The sequence below is a fragment of the Actinomadura geliboluensis genome, from assembly GCF_005889745.1.
GTDB classification, from domain to species: domain Bacteria; phylum Actinomycetota; class Actinomycetes; order Streptosporangiales; family Streptosporangiaceae; genus Spirillospora; species Spirillospora geliboluensis.
Genome location: NZ_VCKZ01000183.1, coordinates 1 through 16,909, shown reverse-complemented (window position 1 = coordinate 16,909; position 16,909 = coordinate 1). Strand labels below are relative to the sequence as shown.

15 protein-coding genes are annotated in these 16,909 nt (G+C 74.5%); 3 read left to right on the top strand and 12 right to left on the bottom strand.

Annotated elements, in window-relative coordinates; all coding sequences use genetic code 11:
• Positions 1-132: 132 nt before the first annotated feature.
• The 3 genes from ETD96_RS23620 to ETD96_RS23610 form a co-directional block, all read right to left on the bottom strand.
• Positions 133-759: a response regulator transcription factor gene (locus tag ETD96_RS23620; RefSeq protein ID WP_138638660.1), complete on the bottom strand. Its 627-nt coding sequence runs from the start codon at positions 757-759 to the stop codon at positions 133-135.
• Positions 747-2,024, bottom strand: coding sequence for a sensor histidine kinase (locus ETD96_RS23615; protein ID WP_240808086.1), 1,278 nt, complete (start codon positions 2,022-2,024; stop codon positions 747-749). The genes ETD96_RS23620 and ETD96_RS23615 overlap by 13 nt, the downstream gene beginning before the upstream one ends.
• A 103-nt stretch (positions 2,025-2,127) precedes the next feature.
• Complete coding sequence (locus ETD96_RS23610) at positions 2,128-4,995, bottom strand: helix-turn-helix transcriptional regulator (RefSeq protein WP_138638659.1); 2,868 nt, start codon at positions 4,993-4,995, stop codon at positions 2,128-2,130.
• 253 nt (positions 4,996-5,248) lie between these two features.
• On the opposite strand from ETD96_RS23610, the gene ETD96_RS23605 reads away from it, so the two are divergent.
• Positions 5,249-5,566, top strand: a complete 318-nt coding sequence (locus ETD96_RS23605; protein ID WP_138638658.1) for a WhiB family transcriptional regulator — start codon at positions 5,249-5,251, stop codon at positions 5,564-5,566.
• Between the two features lie 24 nt (positions 5,567-5,590).
• On the opposite strand, the gene ETD96_RS23600 is transcribed toward ETD96_RS23605, so the two are convergent.
• From ETD96_RS23600 to ETD96_RS23580, 5 genes are all read right to left on the bottom strand, one after another.
• The gene (locus ETD96_RS23600; protein WP_138638657.1) at positions 5,591-6,415 is read right to left on the bottom strand and encodes an ABC transporter ATP-binding protein; all 825 of its coding nucleotides are present in this window, start codon (positions 6,413-6,415) and stop codon (positions 5,591-5,593) included.
• Positions 6,412-7,461, bottom strand: a complete 1,050-nt coding sequence (locus ETD96_RS23595; protein WP_138638656.1) for a FecCD family ABC transporter permease — start codon at positions 7,459-7,461, stop codon at positions 6,412-6,414. The genes ETD96_RS23600 and ETD96_RS23595 overlap by 4 nt, the downstream gene beginning before the upstream one ends.
• Positions 7,458-8,501: a FecCD family ABC transporter permease gene (locus ETD96_RS23590; RefSeq protein ID WP_138638655.1), complete on the bottom strand. Its 1,044-nt coding sequence runs from the start codon at positions 8,499-8,501 to the stop codon at positions 7,458-7,460. Before ETD96_RS23590 ends, ETD96_RS23595 begins: the two co-directional genes overlap by 4 nt.
• Positions 8,498-9,535 carry an iron-siderophore ABC transporter substrate-binding protein gene (locus ETD96_RS23585; protein WP_240808078.1) on the bottom strand — a complete coding sequence of 346 codons (1,038 nt, stop codon included), beginning with the start codon at positions 9,533-9,535 and terminating at the stop codon, positions 8,498-8,500. The genes ETD96_RS23590 and ETD96_RS23585 overlap by 4 nt, the downstream gene beginning before the upstream one ends.
• Before the next feature lie 169 nt (positions 9,536-9,704).
• Entirely contained in the window at positions 9,705-10,475 is a 771-nt protein-coding gene (locus ETD96_RS23580; RefSeq protein ID WP_240808076.1) for a helix-turn-helix transcriptional regulator, read from the bottom strand.
• A 46-nt stretch (positions 10,476-10,521) separates the two neighbouring features.
• On the opposite strand from ETD96_RS23580, the gene ETD96_RS23575 reads away from it, so the two are divergent.
• Positions 10,522-11,154, top strand: a complete 633-nt coding sequence (locus ETD96_RS23575; RefSeq protein ID WP_138638654.1) for a pyridoxamine 5'-phosphate oxidase family protein — start codon at positions 10,522-10,524, stop codon at positions 11,152-11,154.
• 20 nt (positions 11,155-11,174) lie between these two features.
• On the opposite strand, the gene ETD96_RS23570 is transcribed toward ETD96_RS23575, so the two are convergent.
• Positions 11,175-13,037, bottom strand: a complete 1,863-nt coding sequence (locus ETD96_RS23570; protein ID WP_171069191.1) for a helix-turn-helix domain-containing protein — start codon at positions 13,035-13,037, stop codon at positions 11,175-11,177.
• Between the two features lie 141 nt (positions 13,038-13,178).
• On the opposite strand from ETD96_RS23570, the gene ETD96_RS23565 reads away from it, so the two are divergent.
• Positions 13,179-13,838 carry a TetR/AcrR family transcriptional regulator gene (locus tag ETD96_RS23565; RefSeq protein WP_138638652.1) on the top strand — a complete coding sequence of 220 codons (660 nt, stop codon included), beginning with the start codon at positions 13,179-13,181 and terminating at the stop codon, positions 13,836-13,838.
• On the opposite strand, the gene ETD96_RS23560 is transcribed toward ETD96_RS23565, so the two are convergent.
• Genes ETD96_RS23560 through ETD96_RS23550 form a run of 3 tightly spaced genes read right to left on the bottom strand, consistent with a single transcriptional unit; the run spans position 13,802 to position 16,875 of the window.
• Positions 13,802-14,767 carry a branched-chain amino acid ABC transporter permease gene (locus tag ETD96_RS23560; RefSeq protein ID WP_205719425.1) on the bottom strand — a complete coding sequence of 322 codons (966 nt, stop codon included), beginning with the start codon at positions 14,765-14,767 and terminating at the stop codon, positions 13,802-13,804. The two genes, ETD96_RS23565 and ETD96_RS23560, sit on opposite strands and share 37 nt — an antisense overlap.
• Positions 14,764-15,624 (bottom strand): branched-chain amino acid ABC transporter permease, encoded by an 861-nt coding sequence (locus ETD96_RS23555; protein ID WP_138638650.1) that lies wholly within the window; start codon positions 15,622-15,624, stop codon positions 14,764-14,766. The genes ETD96_RS23560 and ETD96_RS23555 overlap by 4 nt, the downstream gene beginning before the upstream one ends.
• A gap of 12 nt (positions 15,625-15,636) precedes the next feature.
• Positions 15,637-16,875: an ABC transporter substrate-binding protein gene (locus ETD96_RS23550; RefSeq protein WP_138638649.1), complete on the bottom strand. Its 1,239-nt coding sequence runs from the start codon at positions 16,873-16,875 to the stop codon at positions 15,637-15,639.
• Positions 16,876-16,909 lie beyond the last annotated feature (34 nt).

Here is a 16,909-nt window from a genome sequence, read left to right as displayed (position 1 = left end):
TACTGGAGCCGCTCCCGCCGCCACACCTTGCGACGCGTGCGGCAACTCACCGGGACGCATCAGCCAGGCGCTGGTGGTCAACAACGCCAACTCCGACGACACCCCATGGGACCATGAAGCGGTGATCGGAGCTCATCCGAGCGCGAACCCGGACTCCGCGGCCGGGGGCAGACCCCCGACCGCACCCGCCTCTGGTTCACCGATGTGCTTGTGGACGGCGCCGTCGGTGACGACGAGCCGCTCCGCGATGGCGGTGTTGCCGAGCCCCTCCGCCATCAGCGCCAGCACGTCCCGCTCCCGGCCGGTCAGCCGCTCCAGCCCGGTGTCGGCGCGGCCCCGCGTGATGAGCTGCGTGACGACCTCGGGGTCGATGGCCGTGCCGCCCTCGGCGACCCGGTGCAGCGCGACCAGGAACTGCTCGACCCGGCCGATCCGCTCCTTGAGCAGGTACCCGAGCCGGTCGGCGCCCCCGGCGAGCAGCTCGCCCGCGAACGCCTGCTCGACATGGGCGGACAGGACGAGGACGGCCAGCCCCGGCCGCCGGCGCCGCGCCTCGACCGCCGCCCGGATCCCCTCGTCGGTGTGGGTCGGCGGCATCCGGACGTCGACGATGGCGACGTCCGGGCGGCCCTCCTCGACCGCGTCGAGGAAGGAGTCGGGGCCGTCGGCGGCGGCCACCACGTCCAGGGACTCGGCGCGCAGCAGCGCGGCCATGCCCTCGCGCAGCAGCGGGTCGTCCTCGGCGATCACGATCCGCACGGCAGCTCCATCCGGAGAACGGTCGGCCCGCCGGGCGGGCTGGTCAGGGCGAGGGACCCGTCGTGCGCCTCGATCCGGCTCCGGATGCCGGCGAGGCCGGAGCCGGCGTGCTCGTCCGCGCCGCCGGCGCCGTCGTCCTCGACGCGCAGCAGCAGCCGGTCGCCGCTGCGGCGGACGACCACGGCGGCCTGCCGGGCGCCGCTGTGCCGGGAGATGTTGGTGAGCGCCTCGGCCGTCACGAAGTAGGCGGTCGCCTCGACGGACACGGCGCAGCGGCCGGGGACGTCGACGTCCACCCGGCAGGGGACGGCGCAGTCGGCGGCGAGGCCGTCCAGGGCGCGCGCGAGCCCGCGGTCGGCGAGGACGGGCGGCAGGATACCGCGCACGACCCCGCGGAGCTCGGCCAGCGCCTGCTCGGCGGCGTCCTGCGCGCGCTCCAGCAGCGCCTCCGCCTCCGCCGGGTCGCGGGCCAGCGCGCGGCGGGTCGCGCCGACCAGCAGGGAGACGGCGACCAGCCGGCTCTGCGCCCCGTCGTGCAGGGAGCGCTCGATGCGCCGCAGCTCGGTCGCGTGGGCGTCGAGCGCGGCGGCGCGGGTGGCCGACAGCTCGGCGACGCGCAGCGACAGGTCGGCGTCGGGCGGCGGCGCCAGCAGGCGCCGGCCCGGCCACGCCTGCAACCGGGCCGTGGCCGGTCCGACGACCACGAACGCGACGGCCAGCAGGACGCCGAACGCCGCGACCGCGAGGGCGTCGCGCTCCCGGTGCACCGTCCAGAAGACCAGCGTCGGGGCGGCGTTGTCCGCCGGCAGGATCCGCCACCACAGCGGGTACGTGACGTTCTGCAGGGCGTTGACCGCGAGGGTCGTCCCGACGATGCCGAAGAACAGGCCCAGCGTGCCGTGCACCGCGAGCCAGACCAGGTCGCGCCGCAGCACCGGGTCGGTGCGGACGGCCCCCGGCCGGCTCGGCGCGGGCCCCATCGGGATCAGCTCCGGGCCCGACCGGGACAGCCGCGCCCGCTCCCGCTCGGCGACGGCCCGGACGACGCGCGGCCAGACCGGCGCCAGCGGACGGCCGGCGCCCACCGCGTACAGGGGCGCGGCCAGCAGGAACGCCAGCAGGGCCGCGAACGACAGCAGGGCCGTGGCCAGCCCCCAGACGAGCTGCTCGAGCGCGTCCAGCACGGCGCGGGCGTGCCGGACGGCGATCAGCCGCCGGGTCCGCCGGGCGCCGGCCGCCTTCGCGGTGTCCGCCAGAGTACGCACGCGGTGACAGTACGACACCCAAACGATCTTTGCGCCGGGGTCGGCCGGATCGTCTCGGTCAGTGGGACCCGCCGGGCTCGCACCGCGTGCCCGGAGCCGTCCGCTACGCGCCGGACGCGTGCGGTTGCAGCTGCTTGCGCGAGGTCACGTCGAGCTTGGCGAAGATCTTCCGCAGGTGCCACTCGACGGTGCGGGGGCTGATGAACATCCGCGCGCCGATCTCGGGGTTGGTCAGCCCCTCCCGGACCAGCCGGACGATCTGCGCCTCCTGCGCGGTGAGCTCGCGGCCGGTGTCGGCGGCGCGCCGGCGGACGTGCTCCCCGGTGGCCGACAGCTCCCGGGCGGCCCGCTCGGCGAAGGCGCCCATGCCCATGGCGGTGAACGCCTCGTGCGCGGTCCGCAGCTGCTCGCGGGCCGGCCGCCGGTGCCTCCGGCGGCGCAGCCATTCGCCGTAGAGCAGGTGGGCGCGGGCCAGCTCGCCGCGCAGCCGGGTCCGGCCGAGCCGGTCGATCGCCTCCAGGTAGTGCTCCTCGGCGGTGGTCCCGGTGGCGGCGAGCGCCTGCGAGCGCGCGTGGAGCCCGAGCGCCCAGTCGGTCCCGGCGGTCCGCGCGAGGACGCCGAGCCGGCGCAGCGGCGCGGCGGCCCGCTGCGGCGCGCCGCCCCGGACGGCGGCCTCGACGCACTCGGGCAGCACCCACGTCTCGGTGGCGACGTCCGCCGGGCGGTCGCCCGCGCACCCGGCCACGGCGGCCAGGGCGTCCTGGTATCGGCCGAGGCCGTTGCAGAGCACGGCGGTGGCCCAGGCGCCGAGGACGGGCCCGTGCCCGTCGCCGCGGGAGGCGGCCTCGGCGGCGACGGCCTTGGCCAGCGCCGCCGTCCCGGCCTCGCGGCCCTGCCAGGCGGCCAGCATCAGCGCGCCGTAGGGCGACCGCGCGTTCCCGGTCGCCTCCGACACCGTCTCGGCCTCGGCGACCAGCGCCGCCGCGGCGGCCAGGTCGCCGCCGAGCACCTTCGCGGCGATCCGCGCGGTCAGCGCCAGCGGCAGCTCGCCCGCCCGGCCCGTTCCCCGGACGAGCCGGACGTACCGGTCGGTGAGCGCGTCCCAGGTGCCGTAGTCCCACAGCGTCGCGGCGGCCAGGCCGGCGAGCCAGCCCCACTGGAGGCCGTCCTCGTCCGGCAGGTCCGGGGCGCGGAAGGCGTCGGCCGCGGTCCGCAGCGCCGCCGCCCCCGCGGCGAGGCCGTCGGTGAGGCAGCGCGCCATCCCGTCCAGGAGCAGGTCGCCCGGGCGCGGCGGCTCCGGCGGGGGCGGCGCCGACCGCGCCGCCGCTGCCGCCGCCGCGGGACCGCCGCCCGCCGGGCCGCCGCCGAGGATGGCCGCGCCGATCGCCTCCAGATGGGCGTCGCGGGCGAGCGGCGCGTCCTGCGCCCGGAGCCGCCGGGCGGCCGTGAGCAGCAGCGGGGCCGCGGCGCCGGGGTCGGTGGTGACGGCGATCCGGGCGCGCAGCAGCTCGGCCCGGCCGCGCCGGCCCCGGTCGAGCGTGCCCGCCTCGGCGATGGACAGCATCCGCGACGCGGCGCGCGCCGCCCCGGCCTGGTGCGCCGCCCGCGCCGCGGCCAGGGCGCGGTCCCGGCGCCGGGCCGGGTCCGGGGTCAGCTCGACGGCGCGGGTCAGGAACGCCGCCGCCGCGGCCGCGCCGCCGCGCGCGCGGGCCCGGCCGACCGCGTCCTCCAGCCCGGCCGCGAGGTCCTCGGCGGGGGTGACGGCGGCCTGCGCGGCGTGCCAGGCGCGCCGGTCGGGGTCGGCGCCGGGGTCGGTGACCTCGGCCAGCACGCCGTGCGCGCGGCTGCGCTCCTGAGGCGACGCCGTCCAGTAGGCGGCCGAGCGCACCAGCGGATGCCGGAACCGGACCCGGTCGCCGATGTGGCACAGCCCGGCCGCCACCGCCGGGGTCACCGCCTCGATGGCGATGCCGAGCCGGTCGGCGGCGCGCCACAGCGGCACCGGGTCGCCGCCCGGCTCCGCCGCCGCAACCAGCAGCAGCATCCGCGTGCCGGGCGCGAGCCGCGCCACCCGCCGCCGGTAGATGTCCTGGATCCGGCCGTCGGCGGCGCCGGGTCCGGGCGGGCCGAACCCGCCCGCGAACTCCGCCGCCGACGCCTCGCCCGCCATCTCCAGCAGCGCCAGCGGGTTGCCGCCCGTCTCCTCGGCGATCCGCTCCAGCACCTGAGCGTCCCAGGGGCCCGGCACGGCCGCCGACAGCAGCGCCCGCGCGTCCTGGACGGCCAGCCCGGCGACCACCAGCTCCGGCAGCCCCGTCAGCGCGGGCGCCGAGCAGGGCACGCGGTTCGCGAGGACGATCGCCACCGCGTCGTTCCGCAGCCGCCGGGCGGCGAACGCCAGGACCTCCAGCGACGCCGGGTCGAGCCATTGGGCGTCGTCCACGAGGCACAGCAGCGGCTTGTCCCGCGACGTCTCCGCCAGCAGCCCGAGCACGGCCAGCCCGACGAGGAAGTGGTCGGGCTCGGGTCCGGCGCTCATGCCGAACGCGGTCCGCAGCGCGTCGCGCTGCGGCGCGGGCAGGCCGGCGAGCCGGCCGGCCATCGGCGCGCACAGCCGGTGCAGCCCGGCGAACGCGAGCTTCATCTCCGCCTGGACGCCGGCGACGCGCGAGACCTCGAACCCGCGGGCCTGCGCGGCCAGGTGGTTCAGCAGCGCCGTCTTGCCCACGCCCGGCTCGCCTGCCAGCACCAGGGTCCGGCTCTCGCCGCCGCGGGCGGCGTCGAGCACCTCGGCGAGCCGCTCGCGCTCCTCCCGGCGCCCCTGCAGCACCTGGCGGGAGCCGCCGTCACCCCAGCTGACCTGCACGTCCGAGGCGACCGCGGGGAGGTCCGCCCGCACGCGGACGAGCCCCCGCCATCCCGTCCGCGGCCCCAGTGGCGACTCGGCCTCAGGCCATTCGTCCACCGTCATCCGGCTCATGCTGTCCACAAGGCTGCACCTCCGCCATCCCCACTCCGGCCGCCCCGCCTGGACGGGGCATCACGTCACATCGACCGGATAGGGCGGGCACCCGTGACACATCCGCGACGATCACCGGCCGCCGCGCCCGCCCCCGGGCCGGACGCCGTCCAGGGTTCCTCCCAGTCGTCCACCCGGGTGCCGCCCGGCCCCCGTCCCGGCGACCGTTGATGTTCGCCCACACGTGAACGGCCCTGGAGCAACGATGACGAAGCACTGGTCCGAGTCGGCGTCGTGCCGGTCGCTCGACCCCGAACTGTTCTTCCCGGTGTCCCGGGAGGCGGTGTACACGGCGCAGATCGCACCGATCCGCCGGCTGTGCGCCGCGTGCCCCGTCGCCGGCCCGTGCCTGGATTGGGCCCTGGCCACCGGGGAGCCGCACGGCATCTGGGCCGGGACGACGCCGAGCGAGCGGCGCCGCATCCGCGCCGCCCGAGGGGCCGGCCACCCAGAGGAGCACACCGGGCCCGCCGGATCCCTACGGCCGAGTGGATCGATGCCGACGGCTCACGAGGGGAGATGAGCAGCGGCCGACTGCGCGCTCTGCCTAGCCGTCCGACCGCATCGCGGCGGGGCGGGCGTGGTGCCGGCCGATGGGCAGCATCAGCGGCCGTCCGGACACCGGGTCCTCCATGATGCGGCTGTCCAGGTCGAAGACGGTGCGCACGACCTCCTCGGTGAGGACGTCGGCCGGAGCGCCGGAGGCGTGCAGCCGCCCGCCGGCGAGGGCGATGAGGTGGTCGGCGTAGCGGGCGGCGAGGTTGAGGTCGTGCAGGACCATCACGATCGTGGTGCCGCGGTCGCGGTTCAGGTCGGTCAGCAGGTCCAGCACCTCGATCTGGTGGCTGGCGTCGAGGAAGGTGGTGGGCTCGTCCAGCAGCAGCAGGTCGGTCTGCTGGGCCAGCGCCATCGCGATCCACACCCGCTGGCGCTGCCCGCCGGACAGCTCGTCCACGGCCCGGTCGGCGAGGTCGGCGGTGCGGGTGGCCTCCAGGGCGGCGGCCACGGCGGCGTCGTCCTCGGACTTCCACCGGGAGAAGATGCCCTGGTGGGGATGGCGGCCCCGGCTGACGAGGTCGAGCACGGTGATGCCCTCGGGCGCGACCGGCGACTGCGGCAGCAGCCCGAGCGTGCGGGCGAGTTCCCTGGCGGGCATGCGGTGCACCTCCCGGCCGTCCAGCACGACCCGGCCCGTGCGGGGCGCGAGCAGCCGGGACAGGGAGCGCAGCAGCGTCGACTTCCCGCAGGCGTTCGCGCCGACGATGACCGTCATCTCGCCGGGCGGCACGGCCAGGTCGAGGGAGTCGATGACGGCGCGGTCGCCGTAGCCGAGGCTGAGGCCCTCGGCCGCCAGGGAGTGGGACGTGGTCACAGCGAGCCTCCGGCACGGTGGGTGCGGACGATCAGGTAGACGAGGTACGGCGCGCCGAGGACGCCGGTGACGACGCCGACCGGGTAGCGGGTGTCGAACGCGAACTGGCCGATGAAGTCGCCGGTCAGCACGAGCAGGGCGCCGACGAGCCCGGCGGGCAGCAGCAGGGAGCCGCCGGTCCCGATCAGCCGGGCCGCGATCGGCCCGGACAGGAACGCCACGAACGCGATCGGCCCGGCCGCCGCCGTGGCGAACGCGATCAGGCCGGTGGCGGCGACGATCACGGCGACGCGGGTGCGCTCGACGCGGACCCCGAGCGCGGACGCGGTGTCGTCGCCGAGCCGCAGCGCCGACAGGTCCCGCGCGAGGAACAGCAGCGCGGGCGTGAGGACGGCCAGCGCCGCGACGGTGGGCACGACCTGCTCCCACGTCGTGCCGTTGAGGCTGCCCGTCAGCCAGCGCGTGGCCTCCTGGAGGTCCCACTCCCCCGCCCGCGACAGCACGTAGGAGGTGACGGCGTCGCCCATCGCGGCGACCCCGATGCCGATCAGGATGAGCCGCGTGCCGACCACGCCGTCCCGGAACGCCAGCACGTACATCAGCAGGGCGACGCCCAGCGCGGAGACGATCGCGAACACCGACACCCGCGTCCCGCCCAGGGAGAACACGACGATCGCGATGGACGCGGCGGCGCTCGCCCCGGCGCTGATCCCGATGATGTCGGGGCTCGCCAGCGGGTTGCGGAGCAGCGTCTGGAAGGTGACGCCGCCGAGCCCGAACGCGAACCCGGCGGCGACGGCGAGGACGGCGCGCGGCAGCCGGAGCCGTCCGACCGTGAACGACGCCCCGGGCACCTGCTCGCCGAAGACCACGCGGAGCACGTCGCCGGGCGGGTAGAACGTCTGCCCGACCATCAGCGTGACGGCGAACCCCGCGACGACCAGCGCCGCCAGCGTCCCGACGAGGGCGCGGCGCCGGGCGGCGCGCCGGCGGCGGCCGCTCGCGACGGCCCGGACGGCGGCGGGGGCGGGGACGAGTGCGGTCACAGCTCACGCACCTTCTGGCGGCGGACGATGTGGATGAAGACCGGCGCGCCGATGACCGCCGTGACGATGCCGACCTCGATGTCCTGGGGCCGCGCCACCACGCGGCCGACCACGTCGGACGCGGTGAGCAGCGCGGCGCCGGCGAGCACGGAGGCGGGGAGCAGCCAGCGGTGGTCGACGCCGACGAGCAGCCGGCAGGCGTGCGGGACGATGAGGCCGACGAAGGCGATCGGCCCGGCGACGGCGGTCGCCGCGCCGCACAGCACGACGGCGCCCAGCGAGGCCGTGACGCGGATGAGGGCGACGCGCTCGCCGAGCCCGGCCGCGACCTCGTCGCCCAGCGCGAGCGAGTTCAGCGACCGCGCCGACAGCAGGCACACCGCGCACCCGGCGAGCAGGAACGGCAGCACCTGCCCGATGCGCTCGTAGGACGCGCCGCCGACCCCGCCGACCTGCCACAGCCGGAAGCCCCCGGCGATGTCGTTGCGGGGCAGCACGACGGCGCTGACCAGCGACGCGAACGCCGCCGACGTCGCGGCGCCGGCGAGCGCGACCTTGAGGGGCGTGGCGCCGCCGCGCCCGAGCGACCCGACCCCGTAGACGAACACCGCCGTCACCGCGGCCCCCGCCATCGCGACCCAGATGTACCCGACCGGGGAGGTGAGCCCGAAGTAGGCGACGGCGGCGACGACGGCGAGCGACGCGCCCATGTTGACGCCGAGGATGCCGGGGTCGGCCAGCGGGTTGCGGGTCACGCCCTGCATGACCGCGCCGGACAGGGCGAGCGCGGCGCCGAGCAGCACCGCGAGCAGCGTGCGCGGGATCCGCTTGGCGACGGCGGCCCGTTCGAGGGTGTCGTCCGCGCCGCCGAGCGCGGCCCAGACGTCGGCGAGCGAGACGTCGCGCGAGCCGAGCACGACGGAGGCCGCCATCACGGCGGCGAGGACCGCGCCCGCGGCGACCAGCCCCAGCACGCGCACGCGCGCCGGACGCCGCACGAGCGCGGCGTCCGGCGGACGTTCGGTCGCGACCGTCGTCACTTGACCTTGTCCGCTGCCGCGGCCAGGGCCTTCACGTAGTCCTCCAGGACCCAGGAGATCGCGAGCGGGGTCGGGTTGGCGGCGGTGCCCGCCGGGGTGGTGCCCGACATCAGGTACATCGAGCCGCGCTTCACCGCGGGGATCTTCGACAGCAGCGGGTCCTTGCCCACCTTCTCGGCCAGCTTGGCGTCGCCGTACCCGACGATGATGTCCACGTCGTCGAAGATGTCGATCTGCTCGGAGCTGCGGGTCAGCGCGAACTTGTCGGTGCCCTTGGACGCGTCCACGATGCTCTTCGGGAACGTCATCCCGAGGTCCTCGAAGAACAGCGTGCGGGTGTCGTGCGTCGTGTAGAAGCCGATCTGGCTGACGTCGTTCGGGTCGAGGTGCGTCATGAACATCGCCGACTTGCCCTTGAGCTGCGGGTACTTCGCGATGGCCGTCTTGATGTCGCCCTCGATGCCGGTGATGAGCTTCTCGCCCTCGGCGGCGAGCCCGAGCGGCTTGGCGTTCATGCGCACGACCTCGCGCCACGGCGTCGCCCAGGGCGCGTCCGGGTAGGCGACGACGGGGGCGATCTGGCTGAGGGTGTCGTAGTCCTGCTTGGTCAGGCCCGAGTAGCCGGCGAGGATGACGTCCGGCTTGGTGTCGGCGACGGCCTCGAAGTCGACGCCGTCGGTCTCGTCGAACAGGACGGGCGTCTTGGCGTTCAGCTCCTTGAGGCGCTTCTCCACCCACGGCAGGACGCCGTCGCCGTTGTCGTCGCCGAAGTTCGCGGCGGCCATGCCGACCGGGACGACGCCGAGGGCCAGCGGCACCTCGTGGTTGGCCCAGTTGACGGTGGCGACCCGCGTCGGCTTCGCCTTGATGGTGGCCGTGCCGAGCGCGTGCTCGACCGTCATCGGGAAGGCGCTGCTCGACCCGCCGCCCGCGCCCGCCTCCTTGGCCGTCTCGGACGAGTCACCGCAGGCCGCGAGGCCGCCCACCAGGACGGCCACCGCGGCGGCGATGCGAAGGCTGTGCAGACGTTTCACTCCGTACTCCACTGTCGGGAAAGCGGCAGGCCGGGAATTAGTTAGGTAAGCCTTGCCTTGGCTCGGAACCCTAGAGCGGAGGGGCAGAATGTCGCAATCACCCGTTTGGGACACCCGTTATCGCGATCGGGACACGCGGGCGCGGACGGAGCCGCGGACAGAGCCGAGCTCACCGCCCCCGGAACGTCCCCGGGGTCAGCCCGGTCGCCCGCCGGAACGCCGCGCCGAACGCGCTGACGGAGTGGTAGCCGACCTCCTCCGCCACGGCCTCGATCTCCCAGCCGCGGCTCAGCAGCGCCACCGCGTGCCGCGCCCGCGCGATCGCGACCCACCGCCCGAAGCTGGTGCCGGTCTCGGCGTTGAACGCGCGGGTGATGGTGCGGCGGCTCACGCCGAGGCGGGACGCCCAGTCCGCCAGCGTCCGCCGGTCGCCCGGGTCGGCGCGGACCGCGTCGGCGATCGGGCGCAGCAGCTCCGACGTCGGCATCCGCAGCAGCAGCTCGTGCTCGGACGGGGTGAGCACGTCGAGCACCATGGCCTCGGTCACCGCCCGCGACCCGGCCGGCAGGCCCGGCTCGGCGAGCCGCTCCAGCAGCAGCCGCAGCAGCGGGGTGATCTCCACCGCGACCGGCGTCGCGGAGATCGGGGACACCGCGTCGAAGCCGAAGAACGTCGCCCGGCAGCGGGTGCCGGCCGCCGCGGCGCCCGAGTGCAGCGTGCCCGCGGGCATCCACAGGCCGAGCGCCGGGGTGATCGTCCAGACCCGGGGCCCGACCCCGGCCGTGGACGCGCCCCGCTCGTTCCACAGCAGCTCGTGGAAGGGGTGGGAGTGCTCGTTCCAGGTGACGTCGCGGTCGAAGTCCTCGCTCCAGCACATGATGGCGAACGGCATCTCGACCGGCCCGGCGGCGAGGGCGGGCAGCGTGCGGGTCTCCTCCACGGCCTCGACCCTCCCTTTTGGTTAGCCTTACCTTATAGTTCGTCGGATGCAGCCCTCTGAGATTCGCGCGGTGCGGAGCGAGGCCGAGCTCCGGGAGATCGTGCGGGAGCCGTCGCAGGTCATCTGGGACAAGGACATCGGCCGCATCGACGAGCACGCGCGCACGCTGATCGCGCACTCGCCGCTCGTCCTGCTGGCGACGTCGGACGCGGAGGGCACCTGCGACGTCTCCCCCAAGGGCGACCCGGCCGGGTCGGTCCTGGTGCTGGACGACCACCGCCTCGCGATCGCCGACCGCCCCGGCAACCACCGCGTCGACGGGTTCCGCAACGTGCTGCGCAACCCGCACGTCGGGCTGCTGTTCCTCGTGCCGGGGATGAACGAGACGCTGCGCGTGAACGGCCGCGCGACGATCGTGTCGGACGCCCCGTTCTTCGACGACCTGGCGATCAAGGGCCGGCGGCCCCGCCTCGCCCTCCTCGTCGAGGTCGAGGAGCTCTACATGCACTGCGCGAAGGCGTTCCTGCGCTCGTCCCTGTGGCAGCCCGAGACCTGGCCGGACCGCGCGAAGCTGCCGACGCTCGGCCGCATCATCAAGGACCAGGTCGACCTCGAGGGCGTGTCCGCCGAGCAGATCGACGAGGACCTCGCCGTGGACGCCGAGACCAACCGCTACTGAGCGCGGCCCGAGGGGGCGGGTCAGGCGTCGAGGGCGCGGCCGAGCCGGTGCAGCCGCAGCGCGAGCTGCACTTCGAGGGTGTGCTCCGGGCTGTTCCAGTCGACGCCCAGCAGGCGTTTGACCCGGTCGAGGCGCTGCGTGACGGTGTTCGGGTGGATGTGGAGCCGCTTCGCGCTGGCGACGAGACTCTGCCCGGTGGCGAAGTAGGTGCCGAGGGTCTCCATCAGCATCGCCCCGCGCTGCTCGTCGTGCTGGATGACCGGGCCGAGCGTCCGCTCCACGAACCCGGTCGCGGACGCGCCGTCGCCGAGCAGCAGCCCCGCGTAGCCGAGGTCGCCGGCCGTGGCGGCGGTGCCCGCGCGGTCGAGCCGGAGCAGGGCGTGCGCGCAGGCCAGCGCCTCGGCGTAGGCGGCGGGCAGGTCGGCCGGGTCGTCCACCGGGCCGGCGGCGCCGACCGTGACCGGCGACCCCAGCCGCGCCGCCAGCGAACGCGAGATCCGGCGGCCCGTCAGCGACGGGTCGTCGGACGGGACGACCAGCACGGCCCGCCCGTCTCGCACGGTGCTCAGCCCGTCGCGGGCGGCGGCGAGGTCCGACGCCGCGGAGGCGAGGCTCCGCCGGTTCTCCGCCCGGATGTGCGCGACGACCACGGCGTGCCGCTTCTGCGGCTGGTAGCCGATCCGCAGCGCGCGCTCGGCCAGTGAGGAGTACGTGCGGGGGTTCGGCGTGAGCAGGTCGTCGAGCAGCTCGCCGCGCACCCTGGCCTCCGCGGCGGCGAGGTTGCGGCCGAACAGCAGGAGCAGGGACGCGACGACGGCCGCGCGGCCGAGCAGCCGCCCGTCCAGGTCGCCGATCCCGGCGGACGCGTCCGGCGGGGCCCACACCAGCGCGCCGAGCCGCTCGGTGCCCGCCTCCAGGCCCGTCGCCCAGTACGTCCCGTCGTGGACGCCGCCGCCCGGCCCGCCGAGGCCGCCGCCCGCCGCGGCCGACATCTCCTTCAGCGCCTCGTCGGACGCGCCCGGCGTCCAGGCGACGGGCTGCTCGAACTCGTCGAACACCGCGAGCACGCCGCCGAGCTGGTCGCCCGCCGCGGTCACGACCTCCTGCACGCCGCCGCCGCGCAGCACGATGTCCATGGTGCGGTCGTGCGCCGCGAACGCCCGCTCCTCCGCGACCGTCCGCCGGCGCAGCGCCGCGTTCGCGAGCCGCAGCGCCGCGAGCTCCTGGTCCTTGCCGTGCCTCGACCGCGCCTGCTCGATCGCGGTCGCGGCGAGGACGGCGTACGAGCCGAGCAGCGCGATCGCGTCGTGCGGGAACGGCCCGGGGCTGCGGTTGGACGCGAAGAGCACGCCGAGGACGGCGCCCGCGCGCAGCGGCACCCCGACGATCGACACCTGCCGCTCCGCGCGGACCGAGGCGTCCACGGCGGGATCGTGCGCCAGCCGCTCGTCGCTGAAGTAGTCGGACGTCGAGAACGGCGTTCCGGTGGCCGCGACCCGGCCGCCGACCCCGACTCCGAACGGGATCCGGACGTCCTTCCACGCCGAGGACGTCGCGCCGACCATCACCCGCATCCGCGTCGACCGGTCCGCGTCGTCGTTCAGGCTCAGGTAGGCCATGTCGCAGCCGAGCAGCCGCCGCGCCCGGCTCACGATCAGGGTGAGGATCGCGTCGGGGTCGCCGCGGTCCTCCGCCAGCTCCGTCGCGCACTCGACCAGCGCGCGCTGCTGCTCCTGGCGGGCGTGCTGCTTCTCCAGCGTGTCGCGCAGCCGGAGCGCGAGCGTGTGCTCGGCCTGCAGATGGTCGATCTCCGCGGGCGAGGCCGCGTCCGCCACCGCGCGGCGCAGGACGTCGTCGTACCGGGGCAGCGGTGCGCCGTCCACGAGAAGCCGGAGAAAACTGCGCCCTGCCACGACCCCTCGCTTCCGCATGCTGATGCTCAGGGAAATGAGTAAGCGCATAGTCACCGAGTAGGATGCCGCTGTCAAGCGCCCGGCCGCGCCGGGAGGAGGCGAGGGGACGCGATGGCCAGACGGCAGGCCCGGTTCACCGCCCGGGACCTGGCGGACGACCCCCGGCTGCGCGACCGCTCGCCCGAGCTGTGGCGGGCGGACCTCGGCGCGGTGCCGCGCGGCCTGCTGACCGCGGCGGTGCGCTGCTTCGCCGCGAACGGCTACCACGCCACGACCACCCGCGACATCGCCGAGGGCGTCGGCCTCAGCCCGGCCGCGCTGTACGTCCACTTCCCGTCGAAGGAACTGGTCCTCTACGAGATCATCAGGGCGGGCCACGAGCGGGTGCTGGCCCACGTCCGGGAGCCGTCGGTCAGCGGAGCCGACGGCGCGGCGGACCGGCTCCGCGCGGTCGTCTCCGCGTACACGGCCTGGCACGCCCGCCACCACGTCGCCGCCCGCGTCTGCCAGTTCGAGCTCACCGGCCTCACCGCCGAGCACTACGACGAGGTGCTGGAGCTGCGCCACCGGACCAACGCGTTCTTCCGCGACGCCGTCGCGCGCGGCGTCGCCGACGGGTCGTTCGCGCAGGTCGACGTCAAGCGGGTCACGCGCGCGATGCTGTCGCTCAGCATCGACCTCGTCCGCTGGTACCGGCTCGACGGCCCCGACACCCCGGAGCGGCTCGGCGAGTTCTACGCCGGCCTGGCCCTGCGGATGGTCGCCCGCTGACGGACCGCCCGCAGGTGCCGGGCCGTCCCCCAGATGCCCCGGCGGAACAGCAGCACGATCACGATGAAGATCAGGCCGGTGACGATCCCGGTCTCCTGGAATCCGGCGGTGGCCAGGTAGTCCTGGAGCTGGACGACGAGCGCGGCGCCGATGGCGCCGCCCCACAGGGTGCCGATGCCGCCGAGGACGACCATCATCACGGCCTGCCCGGACGTCGTCCAGTACACCCCTTCGAGGGACGCGAACCCGTGGCCGATGGCGAACACGCCCCCGGCCAGCCCGGAGAGCCCGGCGGACAGGACGAAGGCCAGCAGCTTGTAGCGGTCGACGGGATAGCCGAGGGCGCGGGCCCTGTTCGGGTTGTCGCGGATGGACACCAGCACCCGCCCGAACGGCGACCGGACGATCCGCCACGCGGCGAACAGCCCGGCCAACACGAACGGCAGACCCGCGTAGTAGAAGAAGAACGGATCGGACAGGTCGAGGCCGAACAGCTCTCTCGGGATGCCTTGCAGGCCGTTCTCGCCGCCGGTCGCGTCCCGCCATTGGTTGGCGATGAAGTAGATCATCTGCGCGAAGGCGAGCGTGACCATCGCGAAGTAGATCCCGGTCAGCCGCACCGACAGGAAACCGATCGGGACGGCCAGCAGCGCCGCGAACACCGCACCGCCGATGATCGCTACGGGGAACGGCAGCCCGGAGTGCAGGGCGATCAGGCCGGTGCAGTAGGCCGATCCGCCCCAGAAGGCGGCGTGGCCGAACGACAGGAGGCCGGTGAAGCCGAGCAGGAGGTCAACGGCGGCGGCGAACAGCGCCCAGCAGGCGATGTCGAGCGCGACCGGCGGATAGACGAACCAGGGCAGGGCGAGCGCGGCCAGCAGCCCGGCGGCGAGCAGGACGGGCCGTCCGGCGAGCCTGGAGAGGATCACAATGCCTCCTCGCGTCCGAACAGGCCGGCGGGCCGCCACAGCAGCACGGCCGCCATCAGGATGAACACCAGGGTCTGCGACAGCGACGGGACGTAGTAGTTGCCCAGCGCCGACACCAGCCCGACGGCGAACCCGGCCGCGACCGACCCGAACACCGACCCCAGCCCGCCGATCACGACCACGGCGAACACGGTGATGATGAGGTCGGAGCCCATCAGCGGATTGACGGCGCGCATGGGCGCGGCCAGCACGCCGGCGAACGCCGCCAGCGCGATCCCGAACCCGAACACCGGCGTGACCCAGCGGCCCACGTCGATGCCCAGCGCCCGCGACAGCTCCGGCTTCTCGGTCGCCGCCCGCACGATCATCCCCACCCGGGTGCGGGTCAATACCACCCACACTCCACCGCACACCAGCACGGACACCGCCAGCACGAACACCTGATAGGCGGGGTAACTGAACAGCCCCAGGTTGATCGACCCGTCCAGCGCGGACGGCCTCGGGTAAGGCTGCGACTGCACGCCGTACTGCCGTTTCACCAGGTCTTGCAAGATGAGCGCCAGACCGAAGGTGAACAGGAAGTTGTAGAGCGGATCCAGCGGCGCCAGCCGCCGGATGAACAACCGCTCAAGCACCACGCCCAGCAGCCCCAGCACGACGGGGACGAGCGGCAGCGCCAGCCAGAAGTTCAGCCCGAGCGAGTCCAGCGCGATGAACGCCCCGAACGCGCCCAGCATGTAGAACGCGCCATGGGCGAAGTTGACGACCCCGAGCATTCCGAAGATGACGGCGAGGCCGAGGGCGAGCAGGGCGTAGAACGCCCCGCCCACCAGGCCGTTGAACGCCTGTTGCAGCACGTCGGACCCGCCTCAGAGGGAGCAGGCGGCGTCGGGCTGCTGGAACGCCTCGGCGGCCGGGATCGTCTTGACGATCTTCTCGTAGTCCCACGGCTCCTTGACCTCGGCGGACGGCTTCACCTGCGCGATGTAGGCGTCGTGGACGAGCAGGTGGTCCTCGGCGCGGACCGTGCCGGTGGAGGTGAACACGTCGTTGACCTTGTGGCCTTCGAGCTGCTTCACCACGTCGTCGGACTTGTCGGTGCCGCCGCGCTGCACGGCCTCCAGGTACTGGAGCGCGGCCGAGTAGTCGCCCGCGTGGACGGCCGTCGGGCGGGCGCCCGTCTTGGCCTTGAACTTGTCGGCCCACGCGCGGTTGCCCGCGTTGGCGTTCCAGTACCAGAAGTCGGTGAAGTACGTCCCCGCGAGGGCGTCCGGGCCGAGGGAGTGAATGTCGGTGAGGAACATCAGCCCCACCGCGAGACCCACGCCCTTGTCGCGCAGCTTGTACTCGTTGTACTGCTTCACCAGGTTGACCAGGTCACCGCCGGCCTGCATGGCCCCGAGCACCTGCGGCTTGGGGTCGAGGCTGGGCGCCTTCAGCAGGAACGTGGAGAAGTTGTCGTTCGGGAACGGCGTCGGGTCGCTCTTCACGACCGTTCCGCCCGCGCCCTTCACGGCCGCCGTGAAGGTCTTCTCCATGTCCTGGCCGAACGCGTAGTCCGGGTAGACGATGTACCAGTTCTTGGCGCCGTCCTTGGTGACCTCAGTGCCCGTCCCGTGGGCGAGCATGTAGCTGTTGTAGCCGTAGTGGAAGGTGTACTTGTTGCACTGCTTGCCCTCCAGCTCCGTCGTCGCGCCGCCGACGTCGATGAACACCTTCTTCTTGTTCTTCGCGACGGTCGCGACGGCGAGCGCGGCCGACGACGTCGGGACGTCCACGATCAGGTCGGCCTTCTGCCGGTCGTAGAGCTCCTGCGCCTTGGAGTTGGCGATCTCCGGCTTGTTCTGGTGGTCGGCGGAGACCACCTCGATGTTCTTGCTGACGGCCTTGTCGCCGTACTTGGCCTTGAAGTCGGCGACGGCCATCTTCACCGCCTCGACGGCGTTCTTGCCCGACAGGTCGGCGTAGACGCCGGACTGGTCGGTCAGCACCGCCAGGACGATCTTGTCGTCGCTGATCTTGCCCCCGCCCCCGCCGGGCCCGCCCGCGCAGCCGGCCAGCAGCGCTCCGGCGGTCGCGATCGCGGCCGAACGTCCCAAAAGTTTCATGGGGGTCTCCCTAGATTCCGAGGTACTGGAGGAG